22 protein-coding genes are annotated in these 22,311 nt (G+C 71.0%); 15 read left to right on the top strand and 7 right to left on the bottom strand.

Annotated features, from left to right (window positions below):
* Window positions 1-7: 7 nt before the first annotated feature.
* Both OU416_RS37110 and OU416_RS37105 read right to left on the bottom strand, forming a co-directional pair.
* Window positions 8-1,036, bottom strand: a complete 1,029-nt coding sequence (locus tag OU416_RS37110; RefSeq protein ID WP_270931772.1) for an effector-associated constant component EACC1 — start codon at window positions 1,034-1,036, stop codon at window positions 8-10.
* A 126-nt stretch (window positions 1,037-1,162) separates the two neighbouring features.
* Window positions 1,163-1,765 carry a TetR/AcrR family transcriptional regulator gene (locus OU416_RS37105; protein ID WP_270931771.1) on the bottom strand — a complete coding sequence of 201 codons (603 nt, stop codon included), beginning with the start codon at window positions 1,763-1,765 and terminating at the stop codon, window positions 1,163-1,165.
* Window positions 1,766-1,846: 81 nt separating this feature from the next.
* Here OU416_RS37105 and OU416_RS37100 point away from each other — a divergent pair, with 81 nt between their 5' ends.
* The 5 genes from OU416_RS37100 to OU416_RS37080 all read left to right on the top strand — a co-directional run bounded on the left by OU416_RS37100 (window position 1,847) and on the right by OU416_RS37080 (window position 8,177).
* Window positions 1,847-2,896: an NAD(P)-dependent alcohol dehydrogenase gene (locus tag OU416_RS37100; protein ID WP_270931770.1), complete on the top strand. Its 1,050-nt coding sequence runs from the start codon at window positions 1,847-1,849 to the stop codon at window positions 2,894-2,896.
* 100 nt (window positions 2,897-2,996) lie between these two features.
* A complete protein-coding gene (locus tag OU416_RS37095) occupies window positions 2,997-4,922 on the top strand; it encodes a helix-turn-helix domain-containing protein (RefSeq protein ID WP_270931769.1) in 1,926 nt (641 codons plus the stop codon).
* A 182-nt stretch (window positions 4,923-5,104) separates the two neighbouring features.
* Window positions 5,105-6,382, top strand: a complete 1,278-nt coding sequence (locus tag OU416_RS37090; protein WP_270931768.1) for a hydroxymethylglutaryl-CoA reductase, degradative — start codon at window positions 5,105-5,107, stop codon at window positions 6,380-6,382.
* Window positions 6,379-6,804 (top strand): hypothetical protein, encoded by a 426-nt coding sequence (locus OU416_RS37085; protein WP_270931767.1) that lies wholly within the window; start codon window positions 6,379-6,381, stop codon window positions 6,802-6,804. The genes OU416_RS37090 and OU416_RS37085 overlap by 4 nt, the downstream gene beginning before the upstream one ends.
* Complete coding sequence (locus tag OU416_RS37080) at window positions 6,801-8,177, top strand: tripartite tricarboxylate transporter permease (RefSeq protein ID WP_270931766.1); 1,377 nt, start codon at window positions 6,801-6,803, stop codon at window positions 8,175-8,177. Before OU416_RS37085 ends, OU416_RS37080 begins: the two co-directional genes overlap by 4 nt.
* 88 nt (window positions 8,178-8,265) lie before the next feature.
* Here OU416_RS37080 and OU416_RS37075 read toward each other — a convergent pair whose 3' ends face one another.
* Complete coding sequence (locus OU416_RS37075; RefSeq protein ID WP_270931765.1) at window positions 8,266-9,180, bottom strand: LysR substrate-binding domain-containing protein; 915 nt, start codon at window positions 9,178-9,180, stop codon at window positions 8,266-8,268.
* Window positions 9,181-9,343: 163 nt separating this feature from the next.
* Between OU416_RS37075 and OU416_RS37070 the strand changes: the two genes are divergently transcribed.
* The 3 genes from OU416_RS37070 to OU416_RS37060 all read left to right on the top strand — a co-directional run bounded on the left by OU416_RS37070 (window position 9,344) and on the right by OU416_RS37060 (window position 13,246).
* The gene (locus OU416_RS37070) at window positions 9,344-10,147 is read left to right on the top strand and encodes an enoyl-CoA hydratase/isomerase family protein (protein ID WP_270931764.1); all 804 of its coding nucleotides are present in this window, start codon (window positions 9,344-9,346) and stop codon (window positions 10,145-10,147) included.
* A 29-nt stretch (window positions 10,148-10,176) separates the two neighbouring features.
* On the top strand, window positions 10,177-11,790 hold the full coding sequence (locus OU416_RS37065; RefSeq protein WP_270931763.1) for an acyl-CoA synthetase: 1,614 nt from the start codon (window positions 10,177-10,179) through the stop codon (window positions 11,788-11,790).
* Between the two features lie 130 nt (window positions 11,791-11,920).
* Complete coding sequence (locus OU416_RS37060) at window positions 11,921-13,246, top strand: MFS transporter (protein ID WP_270931762.1); 1,326 nt, start codon at window positions 11,921-11,923, stop codon at window positions 13,244-13,246.
* Window positions 13,247-13,316: 70 nt separating this feature from the next.
* On the opposite strand, the gene OU416_RS37055 is transcribed toward OU416_RS37060, so the two are convergent.
* Together OU416_RS37055 and OU416_RS37050 are read right to left on the bottom strand one after the other, a co-directional pair.
* A complete protein-coding gene (locus tag OU416_RS37055; protein WP_270931761.1) occupies window positions 13,317-13,634 on the bottom strand; it encodes a winged helix-turn-helix transcriptional regulator in 318 nt (105 codons plus the stop codon).
* Window positions 13,635-13,692: 58 nt separating this feature from the next.
* Complete coding sequence (locus tag OU416_RS37050) at window positions 13,693-14,508, bottom strand: NAD(P)-dependent oxidoreductase (protein WP_270931760.1); 816 nt, start codon at window positions 14,506-14,508, stop codon at window positions 13,693-13,695.
* 326 nt (window positions 14,509-14,834) lie between these two features.
* Here OU416_RS37050 and OU416_RS37045 point away from each other — a divergent pair, with 326 nt between their 5' ends.
* Genes OU416_RS37045 through OU416_RS37035 form a run of 3 tightly spaced genes read left to right on the top strand, consistent with a single transcriptional unit; the run spans window position 14,835 to window position 17,079 of the window.
* Window positions 14,835-15,413: a TetR/AcrR family transcriptional regulator gene (locus OU416_RS37045; protein ID WP_270931759.1), complete on the top strand. Its 579-nt coding sequence runs from the start codon at window positions 14,835-14,837 to the stop codon at window positions 15,411-15,413.
* Entirely contained in the window at window positions 15,410-16,612 is a 1,203-nt protein-coding gene (locus tag OU416_RS37040) for an FAD-dependent monooxygenase (RefSeq protein ID WP_270931758.1), read from the top strand. Before OU416_RS37045 ends, OU416_RS37040 begins: the two co-directional genes overlap by 4 nt.
* Window positions 16,603-17,079, top strand: a complete 477-nt coding sequence (locus OU416_RS37035) for a nitroreductase family deazaflavin-dependent oxidoreductase (protein WP_270931757.1) — start codon at window positions 16,603-16,605, stop codon at window positions 17,077-17,079. The genes OU416_RS37040 and OU416_RS37035 overlap by 10 nt, the downstream gene beginning before the upstream one ends.
* Here OU416_RS37035 and OU416_RS37030 read toward each other — a convergent pair whose 3' ends face one another.
* Window positions 17,080-17,841 carry a sulfite exporter TauE/SafE family protein gene (locus OU416_RS37030; RefSeq protein WP_270931756.1) on the bottom strand — a complete coding sequence of 254 codons (762 nt, stop codon included), beginning with the start codon at window positions 17,839-17,841 and terminating at the stop codon, window positions 17,080-17,082.
* A 237-nt stretch (window positions 17,842-18,078) separates the two neighbouring features.
* On the opposite strand from OU416_RS37030, the gene OU416_RS37025 reads away from it, so the two are divergent.
* On the top strand, window positions 18,079-18,282 hold the full coding sequence (locus tag OU416_RS37025) for a hypothetical protein (protein WP_270931755.1): 204 nt from the start codon (window positions 18,079-18,081) through the stop codon (window positions 18,280-18,282).
* Here OU416_RS37025 and OU416_RS37020 read toward each other — a convergent pair.
* Complete coding sequence (locus tag OU416_RS37020; RefSeq protein WP_270931754.1) at window positions 18,239-19,102, bottom strand: LysR family transcriptional regulator; 864 nt, start codon at window positions 19,100-19,102, stop codon at window positions 18,239-18,241. The genes OU416_RS37025 and OU416_RS37020 overlap by 44 nt on opposite strands.
* Window positions 19,103-19,282: 180 nt before the next feature.
* Here OU416_RS37020 and OU416_RS37015 point away from each other — a divergent pair, with 180 nt between their 5' ends.
* The 3 genes from OU416_RS37015 (at window position 19,283) to OU416_RS37005 (ending at window position 22,282) form a co-directional block, all read left to right on the top strand.
* Window positions 19,283-19,981, top strand: coding sequence for a FadR/GntR family transcriptional regulator (locus tag OU416_RS37015; protein WP_270931753.1), 699 nt, complete (start codon window positions 19,283-19,285; stop codon window positions 19,979-19,981).
* Between the two features lie 90 nt (window positions 19,982-20,071).
* Window positions 20,072-20,935, top strand: a complete 864-nt coding sequence (locus OU416_RS37010; RefSeq protein ID WP_270931752.1) for an NAD(P)-dependent oxidoreductase — start codon at window positions 20,072-20,074, stop codon at window positions 20,933-20,935.
* Between the two features lie 33 nt (window positions 20,936-20,968).
* Window positions 20,969-22,282 carry an MFS transporter gene (locus OU416_RS37005; protein ID WP_270931751.1) on the top strand — a complete coding sequence of 438 codons (1,314 nt, stop codon included), beginning with the start codon at window positions 20,969-20,971 and terminating at the stop codon, window positions 22,280-22,282.
* Window positions 22,283-22,311 lie beyond the last annotated feature (29 nt).

Genomic DNA, 22,311 nt, shown 5'->3' with positions numbered 1-22,311 from the left:
CGGCGGGTCATCGCAGGGCGGGCGGCTGGTCGCCGCCCTCGGCTTTGAGGGCGGCGAGGATCTGCTGCGGTGAGCAGGCCAGGTCGGGGTTGTGGTTCAGCAGGAACTGCTGCGCGGCGGTCAGCTGGGAGACCGTGACGACCCAGTCGACCTTCACGATCAGCACGTTGCCCACGCGGATCACCGCGTCCTTGGTGGGCTCCAGCGACTGGATCACCGGCCCCACGCCCTGCAGCAGCTTCGCTGTCACGTCCGCGTCCGGAGCGATGACCAGCCGCGTCTCCGCGGCGTGAGCCGCCAGCATGGTCGCCTCGCGGCCAGCGGGGGAGCTGACCTTTCCCCTGACCGTCGCCCACATCCGGCGGAACCACGAACCCAGCACCGGGTCCTCGCGGTCCTCGATGTGCAGGCCTGCCGAGGCCAGCAGCTCTTCGACCGCCGCCTCGACCTGCTCGTGGACGCCCTCGTCGGACAGGTAGATCGTGACGGGGTGGGTGGTGGTCTCCGCCTGCCCGGGTGCCGGAGGCTGCGAGCCACGGGTTGCCGAGCCGCCGGTTGCCGAGCCACGGGTTACCGAGCCGCGCCACTTCGGGTGACTCGTTCCGCCGACCATGTAGGTGGAAACGTTCTGGAACTGGACTCCCTCGGAGTCGAACTTGTAGTGGACGGTGGTCACGTTGGCGGAACGCACGGCGTTGTTTGCCCCGTCGAACGTCGCCGTTCTCGCGGTGAGCAGGGCCTCGACGTCCGACTGCTCGATGTCTCCCCGGAATCTCGCGCTGTGGGAGGCGGTGGAGATCTCGATGCTGACATCGCGGTAGCTCCGCAAGTACCCGTTGACCGTGACGGCGAAGGCTGAGATCGCGTGTGCCGAGCTCAGCTCGACGTGAAGCACGTTGACATCCGGTTCGAGACCTGGCGCTAGGGTGACGGCCTGCCGGAGTTCCGGTTGGGAGCGTAGCCACTCCCGCAGCGCCAGGGTGTCGTAGTCAGACCCATCGACGATCTCGATCCGCAACTCCGCCGGGCCGTCCATCTGTTGGGCCTTTCCGCTGTCGCCGGTTCCTGGCTGTTTCCCCGTCCGGCGGCAGGCTACTGGAACGCCGTGCCCGAAATCCCGCTTTCGGGCACGGAATCCCTGGTGCGTGCGGGTGAAATCGCGCTAGGCGTTCCGGTGGCCGTCGATGACCGCCCGGGCTGCCGCGGTGGACTTCCCGATGACCTGCTCAGGGGTGTAGCCGTGGCGGGTGAAGACTCCGTCGAGCCAGAACATGCCGTAGCCGTGGGCTTGGGTGAACAGCTGCTCCATCAGCTCCAGGGCTCCTTGCGGGGTCGCGGAGACCGCCAGGCACAGCGTCAGGAACTGGTCGGTCATCAGCCGGGTCTGCTCGTGCAGGTCGGCGTGCTTGGGGCCTTGCAGGCCCTCCGCGTAGATGACGTTCATGCCTGCTCGGCGTTCGAGGAGGTAGCCGGTGTAGGCGCCCGCCGCGGCGGCGAGCGCGTCCGCGGGATCGTCGTGCTCCTCGACGGCGCTGCGCACGCGTTCCGCGAGCTGGCACGCGACGGTGGCCGCTGCGGCTGCCAGGAGGCTCTCGCGCTCCGGGAAGTGGCGGTAGGGCGCGCCCGGGCTGACCTTGGCCCGCCGCGCCACCTCCGCCACCGAGAAGCCGGTCAGGCCGCGTTCGGCGATCAGGTCGAGGGTGACCCGCACGAGCTCGGCGCGGAGGTCGCCGTGGTGGTACTTGCCGCCCATGACGTGGATCACACCTCCCGGCCGGAATATGTAAGAGGGCTCTTACGTCTCCAATGTAAGAGGTCTCTTACAAGGTTGTTCCATGGAGGATTCATGAGCACGATCACGCACGCTATCGCCGCACCGGCTCCGGGGGCACCCCTGGCTCCGACGACGATCGAGCGACGTGACCTGCGGCCCGATGACGTGCTGATCGACATCGCCTACGCCGGCATCTGCCACAGCGACATCCACCAGGTCAAGGAGGACTGGGGCACCGCGATCTTCCCGATGGTTCCCGGGCACGAGATCGCCGGTGTCGTCGCCGCGGTCGGCTCGGCCGTGACGAAGTACCGGGTCGGCGACCGGGTCGGTGTCGGCTGCATGGTCGACTCCTGCGGCGAGTGCGAGTACTGCCGGGCCGGTTCCGAGCAGTTCTGCGTCAAGGGCAACGTCCAGACCTACAACGGCGTCGGCTTCGACGGCGAGAACACCTACGGCGGCTACAGCCGCCAGGTGGTGGTGAAGGACGCCTTCGTGTGCGGCATCCCGGAGGGCATCGGCCTGGACGTCGCCGCGCCGCTGCTGTGCGCGGGCATCACCACCTACTCGCCGCTGCGGCAGTGGGGCGCGGGCCCGGGCAAGAAGGTCGCCGTGGTCGGCCTCGGCGGGCTGGGGCACATGGCGGTCAAGATCGCCGCCGCGATGGGCGCCGAGGTGACGGTGCTCAGCCAGAGCCTGAAGAAGCAGGAGGACGGCCTCAAGCTCGGCGCGAAGGACTACTACGCGACCGGCGACGAGTCGACCTTCGAGGTGCTGAAGGGCCGCTTCGACCTGATCCTCAACACGGTCTCGGCGAAGCTGCCGATCGACGCCTACCTCGGCCTGCTGCGGGTGGGCGGCGCGATGGTCAACGTCGGCGCGCCCGGCGAACCGCTGTCCTACAACGCGTTCTCCTTGCTGGGCGGCAACAAGGTGCTGGCCGGTTCGATGATCGGCGGCATCGCCGAGACGCAGGAGATGCTGGACTTCTGCGCCGAGCACGGCATCGGTGCGGAGATCGAGCTGATCTCCGCGGACCAGGTCAACGAGGCCTACGCGCGGGTGGAGAGCAGCGACGTCCGCTACCGCTTCGTGATCGACACGGCCACCATCGGCGCGTGAGAACTCCGGCGGCGGTGTGCCCATCCCCCGAGCGCACCGCCGCCGGTCCTCCCCATTTCGTACGATGCCCGGACAGGGACGATTCGCGCAGGTGGTGGGGATGGGCGAGCAGGGCATCTCGGTCGATGCCGTCCTGGCGCTGCTCGACCTGGCCGCCAAGGGCGCGCCCGACGAGCACGATGCCGTCGTGGAGCTGCTGGCCGCCGAGCAGCTCGATCCGGCGGCGGTGACGCAGGTCGGGCAGCGGGTGCGCGAGTTGCAGGGTGCTGTCGCGCGGTTGCACCGGCGCGGGCGGGAGCTGTCCGCGCTGTTCTCCTGCGCGCGGGAGCTCGCCGCGCTGCACGACGTGGACGAGCTGGTCGCCGGGCTGGTGCGGCGCGCTCACGACCTCGCGGGCACCGATGTCACCTACCTGTCGGAGTTCGACGAGACGACCAGCGAACTGCGGGTGCGCTCCACCGCGGGCACCGTGGCGTCGGCCTTCCAGCGGTTGCGGGTGCCGCCGCACACCGGGCTGGCGGGCAAGGTCGTCGAGTCCCGCGCTCCGCAGTGGACTTCGCACTACGCGCACCTGCGGGACGTGCCGCACGCCGACAGCATCGACGTCGCGGTGCGCGCCGAAGGGCTGGTCTCCATCCTCGGAGTGCCGCTGATCGCCGGCGAGCACGTGCTGGGCGTGCTGTTCGCCGCCAACCGCAGCGAACACGCCTTCTCCCCGGAGGAAGTCGCGCTGCTGTCGGCCTTCGCCGACAACGTCGCTGTCGTGCTTCAGACGACCCGGCTCCTCTCGCAGGCTCGGGATTCCGCGGACGAGACGCAACGCGCTTACGCCGAGCTCGCCCAGCACGTCGAGGCGATGGAACGGGCCGGGCAGGTGCACGAGGAGCTGACCGCTGCCGTCCTGCGCGGTGGTGGTGCGGCCGATGTCGCCCGGACGTTGAGCGATGCGCTGGAGCGCCCGGTGGTCATCGTCGACGAGCACGGAGCCGTGCTGGCTTCGTCGGACGGCGGTGCGGCGGCGGTGATCGATTCCGCTCCGGTCCGGGCCGCTCTCGCCGACAGCCGGCGGTCGGGGCGCTGCACGATGCTCGAACCGCGGCAGGACGACTTCCGCGCGGCGGTCGCCGTGCTCGCCGGGGACATGGTGCTCGGCGGGCTGCTCATCGGTGACGGTGCGGTGGAGCTCGGTGCCGTCGAGCAGCGCACCATCGAGCGGGCCGCGCAGATCACCGCGCTGCTCACGCTGAAGCAGGACGCCGTCCGCTACGCGGAGGACCGGGTTCGCGGTGAGCTGCTCAACGACGTGCTCAGCCCCGATGTGCGCAGGCATTCCGACCTCGCGGCCCGGCTGCGCGCGCGCCGGGTGCGCCCGCAGGACCTGCGCACCGTCGTGGTCGCCGTGGTCGCTCCGGAGCACCGCCGGGCGGCGTTGCGCGCTGCGCACGTGCTGGCCTCGGCATCGGGTCTGTTCGGCGAGGTCGAGGGTGTGGTCACGCTGGTCCTGCCGGAGGCCGATCCGCGGGAGGCCGCGGCGCTCGTGCGGGACCGGGTGCGCGCGGGAACGGGCGTGGACGAAGTCCTGGTGGTGGCCGCGCGTCCCGCCGACGTCCTCGGCGAGCTCTCCGCCCGCTTCGCCGCGGTGCGCGACTGCAGCCGGGTCCTCGCCGCGCTGGGCGTCGGGTCCGCGGCCGTCGACGCCGACGAGTACGCGCCCTACACCTCGATGTTCGCCGGTGAACCGGCCGCCGCGCAGCAGTTCGTCGACCGCCTGATCGGTCCCGTCCTGCGCTGGGACGCCGACCGCGGCACCGAACTGCTCAACACCCTGCGCCACTTCGTCGACTGCAACGCGAGTCCGGTGCGCACGGCCAGGGCGATGGAGGTGCACACCAACACCGTGCTGCAGCGGGTCGACCGGGTCACGAGCCTGCTCGGCGACTCGTGGCGCGATCCGGAGCCGTTCTTCCGGCTCTCGGTGGCGGTGCGGTTGGAAGGGCTGCGGAGGCGGTTCCAGCCCGATTCGTAGCACTGCGTGCGCGCGTCGTCGCCGACGGCGACCGGTATGTGCGATCGTCCCATTCCCCGGTGGCCCGGATGGAGCATTGCTCCATGTTCTGGTGGCGGAGCGCTGCCTACAGTTCCTCGGCATACGGGTAACGGCGATGCGGCCGTGAGGTCGGCCGCCGCTCGCAACGCACAGGAGGAACGGTGTCGACCAGTCGACTTGCAGGCTTCAAGGACCGCTCCATCGCTCAGCGGCGGGCCTTGGTCGCCGCCCACGCGGGCGTGGACGAGGACGCGCTGGCCGTGTTCGACCCCCGCGCCGGGCTGGGGCTGGAGCAGGCCGACCACATGATCGAGAACGTGGTGGGCGTGCTGGGCATCCCGCTGGGCGTGGCCACCAACTTCACCGTCAACGGGCGCGACGTGCTGGTGCCGATGGCCACCGAGGAGCCGTCGGTCGTCGCAGCGGCCAGCAACGCGGCCCGGATCGCCCGGGTGCACGGCGGTTTCACCACCTCGTCGACGGATCCGATCATGCAGGCCCAGGTGCAGATCGTCGACACCGCCGACCCGGAGGCGGCCCGGCTGCGGCTGCTGGAGGCGCGGCACGAGCTGATCGCGCTGGCCAACGAGCAGGACCCGCGGCTGGTCGAGTTCGGCGGCGGCGTGCGCGACCTGGTGGTGCGGCTGGTGGAAGCCCGCGAGCAGCGCTACGTCGTCGCGCACCTGGTGGTGGACGTGCGCGACGCGATGGGCGCGAACGCGGTCAACACCATGGCCGAGGCGATCGCGGACCGGGCCGGGCAGATCGCGGGCGGCCGGACGTTGCTGCGGATCCTGACCAACAAGGCCGATCTGCGGCTGTCCCGGGCGCGCGCGGTCTTCGACGCCGAATCGGTGGGCGGCGCCGAGGTGGTCACCGACATCGTGCACGCCGCCGCGCTGGCCGACGCCGACCCGTACCGGGCGGCCACGCACAACAAGGGCATCATGAACGGCATCACCGCGGTGGTGCTCGCCACCGGCAACGACACGCGCGCGGTGGAAGCCGGGGCCCACTCGCACGCGATCGACGACCAGGGCCGCTACACCTCGCTGTCCAGGTTCGAGCAGGACGCCGACGGCAACCTGGTCGGCACCCTGGAACTCCCGATGGCCGTGGGCCTGGTCGGCGGCGCCACCAAGGTGCACCCGGTGGCGCAGCGGGCGGTGCAGGTCCTCGGCGTGTCGACCGCCGCCGAGCTGGGCGAGATCGTCACCGCGGTCGGGCTGGCGCAGAACTTCGCCGCGGTGCGGGCGCTGGCGACCGAGGGAATCCAGCGCGGCCACATGTCGCTGCACGCGCGCAACGTCGCGGTCGCCGCCGGTGCGACGGAGGCGGAGCTGGCCGCGGTCGTCGCGCGGCTGGTCGGCGACAAGGCGGTCCGCGCCGACCACGCGGAGAAGGTCCTGGCCGAGCTGCGCGCGGAGGCCGGGCGATGACCGAACCGGATTCGCAGCAGTACGTGCAGGTGTGGGGCGACGCGGTCAACCCGAAGCACCTGTGGCTGTCGGTTCTGCTCGGTGCCGCAGCGGGTTTGGGCGCGCTGCTGCTGGCCGGGGCGGCGCTGCGGAACACGGCCGTCAGCGCCGAGCTGCAGGACGGCTACGCGCTGCTGGCGGGCCTGCTCGGCTGCCTGATCGCGGCGGTGGTGTGCGCGAAGTTGTTCCCGCCCAAGCGGATCGTGCACGAGCACGCGCTCTCGCCGGAGGAGCACCAGGCCGCGATCCAGGAGATCCTGGCGGACAACGGGCGGGCGTCGACCGGTGAGCTCTCGCCGCACGCGGCGCGAGAGCTGCGCTCCGTCGGCCTCCACGACGCGTTCGCCCAAGCGCAGCAGCGGGACCCGGAGGGCAAGCCGTGATCCTCAACGACATCCTGATCGCGCTGAGCATGGGCCTGATCGGCGCGGTGGTGTTCTCCGCGATCGGGATGGTCTCCGGCACCGACGAGACCGCGACGCTGGCCCCGCTGACGCTGCTGGTGGTGATGCTCGGCGTCCCGCCGGTCGGGGTGTTCACGTTCTTCATCGCCGCCGCGGTGTCCAAGCACATGACCCACGCGATCCCGACCACGCTGCTGGGCATTCCCGGCGACACCACGGCGGTGCCGCTGCTGCCGGAGGCGAACATGCTCCGGCGGCTGGGAATCCCGCACATCGCGCTGCGCAAGGCGATCTCCGGGGCGATCCTCTCGGCGTTCATCGCGGTGCCGGTCGCCGTCGGGCTGGCCGCGGTGCTCGCCCCGCTGGGCACCCACATCACCGCCGCCGCGCCGTACGTCTTCGTCATCGCCGCGGTGCTGATCGGGTACTTCTCGCCGGGCCGCTGGACCAGCATCGTCTGCATCGTGCCGTTCGTGCTGCTGGTGACGGCGGTCAACGCGCTGTCGAAGAACGCGATCGGGGAGACGCTGAGCATCAGCTTCTTCCTCGGCATCGCGGTCGGGCCGCTGATCGCCGACCTGCTCCAGCTCGGCTCCCGGACCGGCCGCGCCGCGATGCCGCGCAGCGGGCGCAAGGTGTTCTGGCTGGCCCCGGAGGTCAAGGACTGGAGCGGCTACCTGCCCAACCCGGTGAAGGTGCTCAGCCCGCGGCAGATCGCGCTGACCTCGGCCGCCGCCGGGGTGAGCTCGACGACCTTCGTGTTCAGCCCGGTCGCCACGACGGTGCTGGCCGGTGAGCTCGTCGGCTCCCGCATCAAGCACGTCTACGAGCGGCTGACCTCGGTGCTGGCGGTCAAGAACGGCACCACGGAGTCGACCTACCTCGCCGAGACGCTGATCCCGCTGGTGGCGTTCGGGCTGCCGCTGAGCCCGGTCGCGGCGGGCCCGGCGGCGCCGCTGTTCAACGCCCCGCCGGTGTACGGCGTGGACGAGGTGACGGGGCAGGTGAACAACCTGCACGCCATGATGTCGACCTGGCAGTTCCTGGTCTTCGGGCTGGTCGGCGTGGCGCTGGCCGCGATCGTCGCCTACCCGCTGAGCATGAACTTCGCCCGGTCGGCGAGCCTGTGGGTGATGCGCAAGGTCAGCCACGAAGCGCTGATCGGTGCCTTCGCCGGCCTGATCGTGGTGATCTCCTGGTACGAGGGCGGCGCGTTCGGCGTGGCGGCCACGCTGCTGATCGCGGCGTTCGCCGGCGTGACGAACCGCCTGTTCGGGATGAACGCGGGAGTCCAGTTCATGGCCTACTACGTGGCGATCCTGTTCGTCCCCAAGGTGATCGGCCTGGCCTGACCCGGCTGCGGAACCGGCCTGCCACCACGCGCGGCAGGCCGGTTTTCGCGTTCTTTCCGCCGCGCCGCGCCGACTGCGCGGATCCTGGTCACGGAGCGGCCGGTTCCTCGGCGTGGTGCCCGGCTGCGGCCAGACCGGTGGTGGCGACCGCGGCGAAGGCGTCGATGGCGGCGTGCCTGCGGCGCGGTACCCACACCACGGAAGTCCGCCAGGACAAGGGGGAATCCTCCAGCGGCCGCCAGGCCAGCCCCTTGCGCGGCTCGCCCGGTGGCGGTTCGTTGAGGTGCACCCCGCGTCCGGCCAGGACCAGGCCGTGCACGAAGTGCGGGTTGCGCGCGTGCCGGATCGCGCCGGGCCGGAAGCCCTCCGCGCGGCAGATCGACAGGACGTGGTCGTAGAGCATCGGCGCCATCGCCCGCGGGAAGATCACCAGCGGTTGCCCGTTGAGATCGCGCAGCCGCACCTGCTCCGAACCGGCGAGCGGATGCTCGACGGGCAGCAGCACTCCGAGCGCGCGGCGCGCGACCGGGCTGGAGTCCAGGCCCGAGATGTCGCAGGGGTGGCGGACCATCGCGGCGTCCAGGACGCCTTCCCGCAGCGCCGTCAGCTGCTCGTCGGTGGTGAGCTCGTGCAGGTCGACCAGCACGTCGGGGGCCCGCTCTGCGAATTCGTGCAGCAGCGTGCGCAGGGTGACGGGCATCGTGTCCGGCGGGATGCCGACGTGCACGACGCCGTTCTCGCCGGGGCGCAGCCTGCGCATCGCCTCCTGGGCCGACTCGGCGCTCTCCAGCACCCGGCGGGAGTGCTCCAGCAGCAGCGCGCCGGCTTCGGTGAGCGCGACCTGGCGGCGGTTGCGGTCGAACAGCTGCACTCCCAGTTCCCGTTCCAGGTCGCGGATCCGCTGCGACAGCGGTGGCTGCGCCATGTGCAGCCGGGCGGCCGCGCGGCCGAAGTGCAGCTCCTCGGCCAGCACGGTGAAGTAGCGCAGGTGCCGGAGTTCCATACCGCTTTGATATCACCGCGGGAGCGGAATGGTGTTGGACGCGGTCCCGCTCCGCTTGCTTGCATTCCTTGCACCGGTTCCGGAGCACCCGGCCGGTTTCGCCGAATTGTCACGCTCATTCACCGAACCTGAATTGCTTTCGCGATCTCTCGGAGGTATCCGCATGAACGTTCCCGCAGCCACCGCTTCGAGCACGGAGACCGTTCTGCTGCGGCGGGAGACGATCCCGGGCGGCAACGTCGGCGTGGTCACCCTCAACCGGCCGGCCAAGCTGAACGCCTGGACGCACGACATGCGCACCCGGCTGGTGGAGGCCTTCGCCGAGCTCGATGCCGACGAGGACTGCCGCGCGGTGGTGATCACCGGCGCTGGCCGGGCCTTCTGCGCAGGTCAGGACCTCTCCGAGACGGCGGCGATCGATCAGTCCGACCACGCCGCGGCGGAGGCCTGGATCGACAGCTTCGACGTGCTGTACCGGGCGGTGCGCGACATCGACAAGCCGACCATCGCCGCGATCAACGGGGTGACCGCCGGTTCCGGCTTCCAGTTCGCGCTGCTGGCCGACCTCCGGGTGGGGCACGCCAGGGTGCGCATGGGGCAGCCCGAAGTGCGTTCCGGAATTCCGAGCATCACCGGGATCTGGGCGATGTGGGACATCCTCGGCAAGGCCAAGACGATCGAGTTCACGCTCACCGCGGAACTGGTGGACGGGGTGGAGGCCCAGCGGCTCGGGCTGCTGACCCAGCTCGTCGACGAGGACGTCGTGCTCGACGCAGCGATCGCGCTCGCAGCCAAGCTCGCCGAACTCCCGCCCGGTGCGGTGGAGCTGACCAAGGCGCGGCTGCGCGAGATCGACGACGCGGCGCTCACCGATGCCGTCGAAGCGGCGAAGAAAGTGCACGCCGCCGCCTACGCCACCGGTGAACCGCAGCGCGAGATGGACCGCTTCCTGAGCAAGCGCCGCTGACCGCCACGAACAGGAGCGCACCGATCCGCATGAGCACCATCGAATCCGAACGCCCGGTCGTGCCGCCCGGAGATCTCGCCGCGGGCGAGCGCGCCTACCGGGAGCTGATCGCCGGTCAGCGCTGGCACGTGCCCGAGCGCTACAACATGGCCGCCGACGTCGCCGACCACCACCCGGGCGACCGGACTGCGCTGATCTTCGAGGACCACACCGGCAGGCACCAGGAGGTGAGCTGGGCGGAAGTCCGCGAGCGGTCCCTGCGGGTGGCCGCGCACCTGCAGGCGCTGGGCGTCGGCAAGGGCGACCGGGTGGCGGTGCTGCTGCCGCAGCGGCCGGACACCCCGGCGACCTACCTGGGGGTGCTGCGCACCGGGGCAGTCCTGGTGACCATGTCGCTGCTGTGGGCCGACGAGCCGATCTCCTACCGGCTCGCCGACTCCGGCAGCACCGTCCTGGTCACCGAGCACGCGGAGCTCGACCGCGCCCGGCCGCTCGCCGAGGAGGCCGGGGCGCGCCTGGTGAGCGTGGACGACCCGGCGATCGAGCGGCGCCCGGCGGAGTTCGCCACCGCGGACACCGCGGCCGACGACCCGGCGCTGATCTTCTACACCTCGGGCACGACGGGTGAGGCGAAGGGGATCGTGCACGCGCACCGGACCCTGCTGGGGCACAACGAGTTCCAGTACTGCCACGACCTGCGGCCCGGGGACGTCTTCTACGGCGCGGGCGACTGGGCGTGGTCGATGGCCAAGCTCATGGGGCCGCTGCGGGCGGGCGCGACGCACCTGGTCTACCGGCCCGCGGCCGGGTTCGACCCGGAGGGCCTGCTGGCCGCGATGGCGCGCAACCGCGTCACCACGGCGCTGGTGAACCCGACCTTCGTGCGCAAGATGCGCGCGGACGTCCCCGACGCGGGAACCCGCTACCCGCAGTCGCTGCGCGTGGTGTGCTGCGCCAACGAGCCGCTCGAGGCCGATCTGATCGAGTGGTTCGACGAGCAGTTCGGCGTGACCCTGCTGGACTACTACGGCTCCACCGAGTCCTACCCGCTGGTCGGCAACTTCCCGGGTGTTCCGGTCAAACCGGGCTCGATGGGGCGCCCGCTGCCCGGCTGGGACGTGGCGCTGCTGGACGAGCGGGAAAGACCGGTCGAACCGGGGCAACCGGGCGAGATCTGCCTGCGCGCGGGCAGCAACCCGCAGTTCCCGCTGGGCTACTGGCGGCGTCCCGAAGCATCGGCGGAGGACTTCGGCGGTGACTGGTACCACACCAAGGACCAGGCGGTCGTGGACTCCGACGGCTACTACTGGTTCCTCGGGCGCACCGATGACGTCATCAAGACCTCCGGCTACCGGGTGGGCCCGTACGAGGTCGAGGCAGTGCTGCGCGAGCACCCGGCGGTCGCCGACGCCGGGGTGGTGGGGCTGCCGGACCCGGTGCGGGGCCAGCTGGTCAAGGCCTGGATCGAGCTGGCCGACGGCCATTCGCCGAGTCCGGAGCTGGGCGAGCAGATCATGTCGTTCGCGAAGGCCAACCACTCCCGGTTCGCCTGCCCGCGGCTGGTCGAGTTCACCGCGCGGCTACCGCGATCGGCCACCGGCAAGATCCAGCGCGCCGAGCTCCGGCGGCGGGACCTGGACTGAGCGAGCGGTGGTGGGGCACCGGTTCGCGGTGCCCCACCGCACCCCGGGTGACGATCCCGGAATCCCATCGGTTTTCCTGCTACGACAGCTGCCGGGCGAAGTACCGGACACAATGGACAGGAGTTCGGATATGCCGCCGGACCAGATCGCCACCGCACCGCCGACGAACCGGGACGTGTTCAGGACGCGGCGACGGGTCACCGTCGCCACGGCCATCGGCAACTTCGTCGAGTGGTTCGACTCCGGTGCTTACGCCGTCATGTCGGCCACGATCGCGATGCTGTTCTTCCCCCGCTTCGACCCGGCCGCGGCGCTGCTGGCCACCTGGGCGATCTTCGGCGCCGGTTTCGTCGCCCGGCCGCTCGGGGCCCTGTTCTTCGGCCGCTACGGCGACCGGATCGGGCGCAATCGCGCGCTGGCGCTGAGCGTGCTGTGCATGAGCGCTTCGACGCTGCTCATCGGGCTGCTGCCGACGTACTCCGCCATCGGGTTGGCGGCGCCGCTGCTGCTGCTGGTGATGCGCATGGTGCAGGGGTTCTCCACCGGTGGTGAGTACACCGGTGCTTCCTCGTTCATCATGGAGTACGCGCCGGACGGCCGGCGGGCGCGCTACGCCAGCGTCGTTCCGATGACCGTCGGCGTGGCGGCGGTGGCCGGATCCGCGGTGGGCGTGGTGCTCACCGGCGTGCTCTCCGAGGACGCGCTGCAGTCCTGGGGCTGGCGGGTTCCGTTCCTGATCGCCGGACCGCTCGGCGCGATCGGTCTCTACCTGCGGTCCCGGCTCGCGGACACCCCGGTGTTCCGCTCGCTCGAGAACGCGGAGAGCAAGACCCGGACCCCGCTGCGCGACGCGCTCAAGGTGTCGCGCAAGCAGATCTTCGCGCTGTTCGCCTACAGCATCACCAACGCGGTGGGCTACTACTTCATGAGCAGCTACATGATCTCCTACATGTCGACGTCCCTCGGCTACAGCAAGACCGAGGCGCTGCTCACCAACCTGATCTCGATGCTGGCCTACACCGCGGCGTGCCCGCTGATGGCGATGGCCAGCGATCGCTTCGGCAGGCGCCCGATGCTGCTGGCCGCCTGCGGCGGGTTCGCGGTGCTCACGATGCCCTCGTTCCTGCTCATGGAGATCAGCCTGACCGGGGCGGTGGTGGGCAGCTCGGTGCTGGCCGTGCTGGTGGCCACGATCGGCACCAGCAACGTCCCGGCGATGGTCGAGATGTTTCCCGCGCACCTGCGGGCCAGCGGATCGGCCATGGGCTACACCGCCGCCTACGTCCTGTTCGGCGGCACCGCGCCGCTCGTCGCGACCTGGCTGGTGGGGGCCTCCGGCAACTCGAGCGCTCCGGCGTTCTACCTGATGGGAGTCGCCGTCGTCAGCCTGCTCGCGGTGATCTGCCTGGTCGCCGAGACGAAGTCGCTGTCGTTGTCCCGCACGACCATCCGCTGATTCCCGTCCCGCCCGTTCCCGGCCACCAGGCCGAGGGGCGGGCTTTCGGCGACTCGGGGCCAGCGGCCGCTCACCTCCGCGCGACGTGCTCGAGGCTCCACTGCGTCAGCGGTTCCAGTGCCCTGGTGAGCGCTGTTCCCGCCTCGGTGAGGGAGTACTCGACCCGGAGTTGCGCGCCGTCGAAGGTCTTGCGCGCGACCACGCCGTCGGCCTCCAGCTCGCGCAGCTGCTCGGCGAGGACCTTCTCGCGGATTCCCGGGACCAGGCGGCGAAGTTCGCCGAAGCGGCGCGGCTGGTCGAGCAGCTCCCACAGGAGGAGGATCTTCCACTTCCCGCTCAGGATGTCCACCGCGGCGTTCAGGCTGCAGAAGTGCGGCCTCGTGTTCATGCTTCACACCGCCCAATCGCTTCGCGCCCGGATCCGAAGCGAGAATAGCCCCGCAGGATCAGGTGTTGTCCTTGATCGCCTGGATCGGGTTCACGAGGTTCGCCGCCACGCCCTGGGCCTTCGCGGTGTCGATGATGTTGGTCAGCGCGACCCGCTCGACCAGCTTGCGCTCCTCGGAGACCTCCTCGCCGGAGTCGGCCTCCGCGGCGAGCAGCGGCAGCACCGCCACCATCGAGTTCAGCCACGGCACCAGCAGCTCGTCGGTGAAGTCGGCGGCCGCGACCTTCTCGGTGCCCACCATTGCCATCGCGGTGAAGGCTCCGGCGAACATGCCGTACATCGCCCCGAGCAGCGCGAGGTCGTGCAGCGCGGCCAGTCCCGCGTCGGTGCCGAGGAACTTGCTGGTGCCGAGCAGGTCCAGCACCGTCGAGTGGGTGTCGAACGCTTGCTGCGAACCGCTGTAGAGGATGGCCGAGGCCGGGGTCCCGATGGTCGGCGGGATGGCCATGATGCCTCCGTCGACGTACTCGGCGCCCAGTTCGGCGGCCCATTCCGCGGTGGTGCGGGCCTCCTGCGCCGTGCCGTTGGTGAGGTTCACCAGCGCTCGGCCGGACAGCTCGTCGGCCACCGGGTCGAGCAGGCCGTGCACGGCCGCGTAGTCCAGCACGCAGACGACGATCAGCGGTGCGGCCGTCACCGCTTCGGCGACCGTCTCCGCGCGCACCGCACCCTTGGCCACCAGCGGTTCCGCCCTGGCCGCGGTGCGGTTCCACACCGTGGTCGGGTGCCCGGCGTTCAGGAACGCCTCGGCGAGGGCCTGGCCCATGGCGCCGAGGCCGATAACCGTCACCGGTGTGGATCCGGTGTTGACCATGTGCGTCGTCCTCCTGTTCGGCGGCGGCACGGCGCTCCGGTGCGGTGAGATCCGGTTCCGTGCGGGCGTGCGGGTCTTCAGCATCGTGCTGCTCGCGTGGTCGCGCAAGTACTTACATCGAGGTAATCACCTTGTCTGCGTTGAACATTCGGGCTCGCGCTGAACCAACTTGTCCTAAGTAGACTTAGTTGGGCCGGTGGCTGATCCGGCGCCGGTCGTGTTGGGCGGGTCGGCTCTCGGACTGGATTCCGCCGGGTAGCCGATTGTCATCGGTGCTATCGTTTGGGCAATCGCCCTGGGCGACTGCCCAAGAGGAGGTGCTCTCGATGGGACCGAAATCGGCCGACCGCGGACGTGAAGTGCGGCAACGGCTGCTGGAGGCCGCGGCGGAGCTGATCGCCGAGCGCGGCTGGAGCGGGGTCAGCACCCGGATGGTGGCCGAACGCGCCGGTGTGGGCGCGGGGTTGGTGCACTACCACTTCGCGTCGGTGCAGGTGCTGCTGTCGGCCGCGGCCGTCGCAGCGATGCGCGGTGTGGGCGAGTCGCTCGGACCGCTGCTGGAGCGGGCGGCCACGCCTGCGGAAGCGCTGGAACTCCTGGTGGCCTCGCTGGACCGCTACACCGGCGACGACGCCGTCTCGGTGCTGTTCATCGAGACCTACCTCGCGGCCACCCGCGACCCGCGGCTGCGCGACGAGGTCGCCGAGGTGATGGCGGAGTTCGGCACGCGGCTGGGCGGCTGGCTCGCCGATCACGGGGTGGCGGAGGCCGGGACGACCGCGGCGGTGGTGGGATCGGCGATCGACGGCCTGCTGATGCAGCGCGCGCTGCAACCCGAGCTCACGGCGGCCACCGTGCTCCCGGTCCTGACCCGGCTGGTCGAAACCCCGGGCGGTGCCCGGTGAAGGCCGTGGTGTGCGGCGCGGGGATCGCCGGTCTGACGGTGGCCAACCGGCTTTCGGCGCTGGGGTGGTCCGTCGTGGTGCTGGAGAAGGCGTCCGGCCCGCGGCCCCAGGGCTACATGATCGACTTCTTCGGTGCGGGCTACGACGCGGCGGAGGCGATGGGTGTGCTGCCCCAGGTGGTCGAGGCCGGCTACCGGATCCGGGAAGCGCGGCTCGTCGACGACGCCGGACGCCGTCGCGCGCGGATGAGCTTCGACCAGTTCGGCCGCAGCACCGGGCACCGGCTGGTGAGCATCATGCGCCCGGACCTGGAATCGGTGCTCCGGGAGAGCCTGCCGGGCGAGGTGGAGCTGCGCTTCGCCACCAGGCCAGCGGGCATCGACAACGGTGCCGACGGGGTGCGCGTGACGCTCGACGACGGCGAGGTGATGCGCGCCGACCTGCTCGTCGGTGCTGACGGGATCCACTCCTCGGTGCGCCGGATGGTGTTCGGCGAGGAGCGGAACCACCTGCGGTACCTCGGTTTCCACACCGCGGCCTTCACCTTCGACGATCCGGGGATCAACGCCGAGATCGGCGACCGGTTCCACCTGACCGACACGATCGACCGCCAGCTCGGCCTTTACGGCCTGCGCGACGGGAGACTCGCGGTGTTCGCCGTGCACCGCGCCGCCGAGCCGGGTTTGCCCGCCGATCCGCGAGCGGCGCTGCTGGCGGAGTACGGCTCGCTCGGCTGGGTGGTGCCGGGCGTGCTGGCGAAGTGCCCGCCGGTCGAGGAGCTCTACTACGACCAGGTCGCCCAGGTCGAGGTGTCGCGCTGGTACCGGGGGCGGGTGGTGCTGGTGGGCGATGCGTGCGCGGCGGTGTCGCTGGTGGCGGGGCAGGGAGCCTCGCTGGGAATCGCCGGTGCTTACGTGCTGGCCGAACAACTGCGCTCCGGTGCGGTCGAAGCCGGTCTGGAGCGCTACGAGCGGCTGTGGCAGCCGGTGGTGGCGGAGAAGCAGCGGGTAGCGCGCCGGGGAATCCGCTGGTTCCTGCCGCATTCCCGCGCCGAACTGCGGCTCCGGCACGCGGTGCTGGCACTGGCCCGGACCCCCGGGCTGGACCGGTTCGTCGCCACCGGACTGGCCGGCAAGCACAGCACGATCGTCCGGCAACCGCACCGGAAGACCCCAGGAGGGCAACGCGCATGGCGGTGACCGATCGAAAGCCCCGCGGATTGCTGCGCTTCCTGCTGCGCGCCCCGATCCACCTCTACCGCGCCGGGCTCGGCTTCCTGGCCGGGCACCGGTTCGTCTACCTCGCCCACCGCGGGCGGCGGACCGGAGCGCGGCGCGAGGTGGTCGTGGAGGTCGTGCACTTCGACCCGGCAATCCCCGAAGTCGTCGTGGTGGCAGCTTGGGGGAAGAATCCCGACTGGTACCGGAACATCCAGGCGGCGCCTGCCATCGAGGTCCGCCTGAGCAGCCACCGGTGGAGGCAACCGGAGCACAGGTACCTCGATGCCGCCGAGGTGCAGCGGGTGCTGCTGGCCTACAGCCGCTCCCACCCGGGCGCGTGGAAGCGCCTGGCGCCACTGCTGGGCTTCCCGGCGGACCCGGCCGACGCCCGCTGGCCGGAGGTCGCGGCGCGAACGCGGGCGATCGCCTTCCGGCCGCGCAGCTGATCAGCCGCGGAGGAAGTACAGGACGGTCATCGCCACCGCCGTGGTCAGGACGATGCCGCGCACCACGCGAGCGGGCAGCCGCCGGGCGAGGCGCGCACCGGCGAACCCGCCGCCGATCGCACCGAGCAGCACGGCCAGGACCGGCACGGGGTAGCTCCGCACGTCGGAAGCGACGAGGAACAGCGCTGCGGCCGTGCCGTAGATCGCGGCCAGCTGCACGATCCGGGTCGGATTGCCCTTCGCCGGGTCGAGGCCGAGCCCGACGCTCCAGAACGCCAGCGTGAGAATCCCTACGGCACCGCCGAAGTAGCCGCCGTAGGCGGCCAGCACGAACTGTCCGATCAGGACGCTCCTGGCACTCAGGTCGATCGGGTGCCCGATGGCGGTCGAGAGCATTCGCGAGATGCCGCGCCCGAAGGCCAGGACCACCGTCGCGAACGCCAGCAGCCACGGCACCGCGACGCGGAACGACTCCGAGGGCAGCACCAGCAGCAGACCGGCGCCGAGCGCGCTGCCGAACAGGCTGGTCGCGGTCAGCGCGGCCCGCGAGGTGGTGCCGACCTGGACCACGTCCTTGCGGTAGGCCCACGCGCTGGCGAGCGCGCCGGGCAGCAGCGCCACGGTGGACGCCGCGTTCGCGGTGACCGCGGGCAGACCTGCGGCGACCAGCGCGGGCAGTGCCACGAAGGTGCCTCCGCCGCCGACAGCGTTCAACGCTCCCGACGCGACACCGACCGCCAGCAGAGCGGTGAACTCCAGCATGCGGTCAGCATCGAATCCGGCCACCTCCCGCACAACGTGACGAGAACCGCAGCACGGCGGGGAAACGGACTGCGCTCCTGGCCTCCGCGGTCCGCCGAAGCGGTTCGGGACGCCCGCCTACCTGCCAACACGTCCCGCACGCCGACCGGTGGCGTTCGGGATCGATCGATTCTGGAGATGGGACTCAGCGAAAACGGGTGTTGGCCCGGCGGAGAGCCGCGGCCCAACACTGGTGCCATGGACAGTCATCGCCCGGTGGACGCGAGTTGGGCCGATCTGCGGCGCGCGCTGGCCCTGCGGCTGCTGGTCGTCGGCCTCGTCCTGGCCGTCACCGGAGCGAGCCTGCTGGGGCTGATCGCGCTGCTGTCCGGTGCCGGGCTCCTGATCCCCGCCGGGATCAGCCCACGAGGTGCTGGAGCAGGGCGCGAGCTGCGGGGTTGACCGGCTCCGGCTGCCTGCCCGCCAAGTAGAGCGACCTGGCCAGGCCCGGCTGCTCGATCCGCGCGTGCGGGAGCCCGGAGCGCTCGGCGAGCTCCGCGGGCACGATGCTCACCCCGAGCCCGGCGGCCACCAGCTCGATCAGCAGCGGCATGTTGGTGGCCTCGCACACCGGGTCGCGGCGAACCCCGGCGTCGGCGAAGCGCCGGGCGACCAGCTCCTGCAGGCCGCTGCCGCTGAAGTCCACGAACGCCTCGCCGTCCAGCTCCGCCAGGCGGACCCGCCGCCGTCCGGACAACCGGTGCTCGGGGTGGCAGAGCAGCACGAGTTCCTGGCGCCACTCGGCGAAGCCGACCAGCCCGTCGGCGAGCGGCCCGTCGAAAGCGAGGTAGGCGAGGTCGAGCTCACCGCTGTCCACCGAGGACATCAGATCGGGGACGAGGCCTTGCCGCACGCGGATGCGCACGCCGGGGTAGCGCCGCTGGAACGCCCCGAGCTGGCCGGGCAGATCGATGTCGGTGAGCGCCTGGATGGTGCCGATGGCCACGTGCCCGCGGGACAACCCCGCGACCGCGGAGACCTCGCCGCGCGCGGCGATGACATCGGCGGCGATCCGGTGGGCCATCGGAACCAGCGCCCGCCCGGCCTCGGTCAGCAGCACTCGCCGCGTGGTGCGCTCGAACAGCTGCGCCCCCAGCTCGGTCTCGAGCTTGCGCACCGATGCGCTCAACGCCGACTGAACGACGTGCACCTCCCGGGCCGCGCTGGTGAAGCTCCCGTGGCGCGCCACGGCCAAGAAGTGCTCCAGCTGCCGCAATTCCACCAGTCGTCTCCCGTGAGCGCTTTGTGGTGCCATGACACCACAAAGCGCTCACGGGAGTGCTGCCGACCGGCTGGCTCCGAGGATTGGTTGACCAATGTATTGACAGCTGGGGTTTCGGGTACTTACGGTTCCTGCATTAGTCGGACCAATGTTGGTCGCGGCAGGTCAGGAGGCAGTGGGATGAGCGTCGACCTCTCGTATCTCGTGCAGCGGCTCGCCGAGCAGGCGACGCCCGAGGCCGCGACGGGTCGGCTGCGGCTGCCCACCGAGCGGGAGCTGGTGGCCGCGCTCGACATCAGCCGCGGTGCGCTGCGCGATGAACTCGCGACGCTGGAGCTGCTGGGGTTCGTCGAGCGGACCCAGGGGCGCGGCTCCTACCTGCGGGTCCCGGACGCCACCTTCATCCGGCTGTACTTCGACCTGTCGCGCCAGCTCGGGCAGCTCGGCACCGGGCAGTTCCGGTCGGCGCGGGAGATGATCGAGCTCTCGGTGGCCGAGTCGGCCGCCCGGTTGGCCACCGCCGACGACGTCGACGAACTCCGCAGGCTGGTCGACGAGATGGTGCAGGCCAGCTCGGCGGGCGACGACGACCGCGCGCTCGAAGCGGACCTGGAGTTCCACCGCAAGCTCTTCCTGATCGTGGACAACCCGATCTTCGGGATCCTGCAGGACGGTTTGAGCCACGCCCTGCGCACCGAGGTCGTCGAACGGCGGCGGCTCGCGGTGGAGCGGCTGCCGGTCGAACCCGGGCAGACCCGGGTCGTCGACACCGTGCACTACGGGATCGTCGAGGCCGTTGCCGAACGCGACGCCGAGGGCGCCCGCCTGGCCATGCGACGCCACTTCGAGGTCTGGTCCTCGCTGGCCGGCAAGTCCTGATCTCCCCACCCCACAACGCTTTCCCGAGCTCGGCCGAGTCCGGCCGGGCGCGGTCCGCGCTGCCCGCGCGGACGGACATGGAGGACGACAATGTCTGCCCCTTCCCTCGCCTTCGTCGGCGTCGGTGCGATCGGCCTGCCGATGGCGCGCCGGCTCGTCGCCGCCGGCTATCCGACGACCGGTGTCGACGCGCTCCCGTCCGCCGTGGAGCGCGCGACCGCGGCCGGAGTGCCCGCGGTCGCGAAACTCGCTGACGCGCCGGATGTTTCGGTCGTCGTGGTCATGGTGGCCACGCCGGAGCAGCTCGAAGAACTCGTCACGAGCGCGCTCGCCGGCTCGGTGCGCGGGCAGCGCTGGATCGTGATGAGCACCGTCGGCCCCGACGCGGTCCGCGAGCAGGGCGCGCGACTGGCCGCGGCGGGCGCGATCGTGGTGGATTCGCCCGTCACCGGAGGCGTGGCGCGCGCTCGAACCGGCGAGCTGACGCTGTTCGCCTCCGGGGCGAGCGCCGACATCGCGGCCGTTCGCGAGCTCCTGGGGTGCTTGGGCTCGGTTCGGGAGGTCGGCGCCAACCTGGGTGACGGGCAGGCGATCAAGGTCGTCAACCAGCACCTGTGCTCGGTGCACATCGTGGCCGCGGCGGAAGCCCTCGCGCTCGCCGACCGGCTCGGGCTCGACCGGGAGGCCGTGCTCCCGCTGGTCGAGCAGGGCGCCGCGGGTTCCTGGATGCTCTCCGACCGCGGTCCGCGCATGCTCCAGGGCACCGACGTCGAGGTCACCAGCACGATCGGCATCTTCGTCAAGGACTCCGGGCTGGTCGCCGAGGCCGCCGGTCAGGTCGGCGCGGAAACCCCGCTGCTCGACGTGGCCCGCGACCGCTACCGGCGCGCCGCGGACGCCGGACTGCTCACGCGGGACGACTCCCGCGTGATCGAGACCTACCCGTCCAGCTGACGTCCGACCAGCCCTCTCCTGAGGAGTGCAGCCATGTCCGATGCAACCGGGGCAACTCGGGACAACCCCGCGAAGGTCTCCTTCGCGTCGATGATCGGCACCGCCGTGGAGAGCTACGACTTCTTCATCTACGGCACCGCCTCCGCCGCCTACTTCGGCTCCGCGTTCTTCCACTCCGACAACGCCGTCGTCGGCGTCCTCGCCTCCTTCGCCACGCTCGCCGTCGGCTTCCTGTTCCGCCCGCTCGGCGGCTACCTCGCCGGCCACTACGGCGACCGGCTGGGCCGCAAGCGGGTCCTGATGTGGTCGCTGACCGTGATGGGCGTGGCCACCGTGCTCGTCGGTGTGCTGCCGACCTACGCGCAGGTCGGGGTCCTGGCTCCGATGCTGCTGATCCTGCTGCGCATCGTCCAGGGCATCGGGTTCGGCGCGGAGTGGAGCGGCGCGGTCCTGATGGCGGTCGAGCACGCGCCGGAGCGCAAGCGCGGGTTCTTCGGCGCCGTGCCGCAGATCGGCATCCCGGCCGGACTGCTGCTGGCCAACGGCGCGTTCCTGCTGTCCGAGGCCGTGTTCACCGGCGACTGGGTGTGGCGGGCACCGTTCCTCGCGTCCGTCGTGATGGTGGCCGCGGGCATGTACATCCGGAACCGGGTGGGCGAGTCGCCGGAGTTCACCAAGGTGAAGTCCGCGGGCAACATCCGCAAGACCCCGGCCCTCGACGTGCTGCGGCGCGACTGGCGGGTGGTCGTGCGGATCATGGCGCTGCGCCTGGCTGAAACCGGCGGGTACTACGTGACGACCAGCTTCATGCTGTCCTACGTGGTGCTGGCCTCGCTCACCGACAAGCAGAACGTGCTGGTGGGCACCATCGTCGGTTCGGCGCTGGGGCTGGTCAGCCACCTCGCGTTCGGCGCGCTGTCGGACCGGATCGGCCGCAAACCGGTGTTCCTGATCGGCTCGATCTTCACGATCGCCTTCGGATTCCCGATGTTCTTCCTGGTCAACACCGGTATCGGCATCGCAACCGTGGTCGCCGTCGCGCTCGGCCTGCTGTTCAGCCACGACCCGATCTTCGCGGTCGAAGCGTCGTGGTTCGCCGAGCAGTTCCCCAGCGAGGTCCGCTCTTCCGGCATCTCGCTGGGCTACAACGGCGCTTCGGTCATCGCGGGCCTGCTGCCGTTCCTGGCCACGGCGCTCTACAGCGTCATGGGCTGGGTCGGCCCGGCTCTGCTGTTCGTGGCGCTGGGGGTCGTCTCGACCTTCGCCGCCCGGTTCTGCGCGGAAACCGCCCCCGCGCGAACCAACCCGGCCGCGGCGCGGCCCGCAGACGACGTCCACGCGGTGTGAACCCGCGAAGACAAGGAGAACGACGCACG

The organism is Saccharopolyspora indica, assembly GCF_027853965.1.
In the GTDB taxonomy this organism is placed as follows: Bacteria; Actinomycetota; Actinomycetes; order Mycobacteriales; family Pseudonocardiaceae; genus Saccharopolyspora; species Saccharopolyspora indica.
Note: the sequence above shows the minus strand (reverse complement) of the source record. Positions and strands in the feature narration are given on the sequence as shown.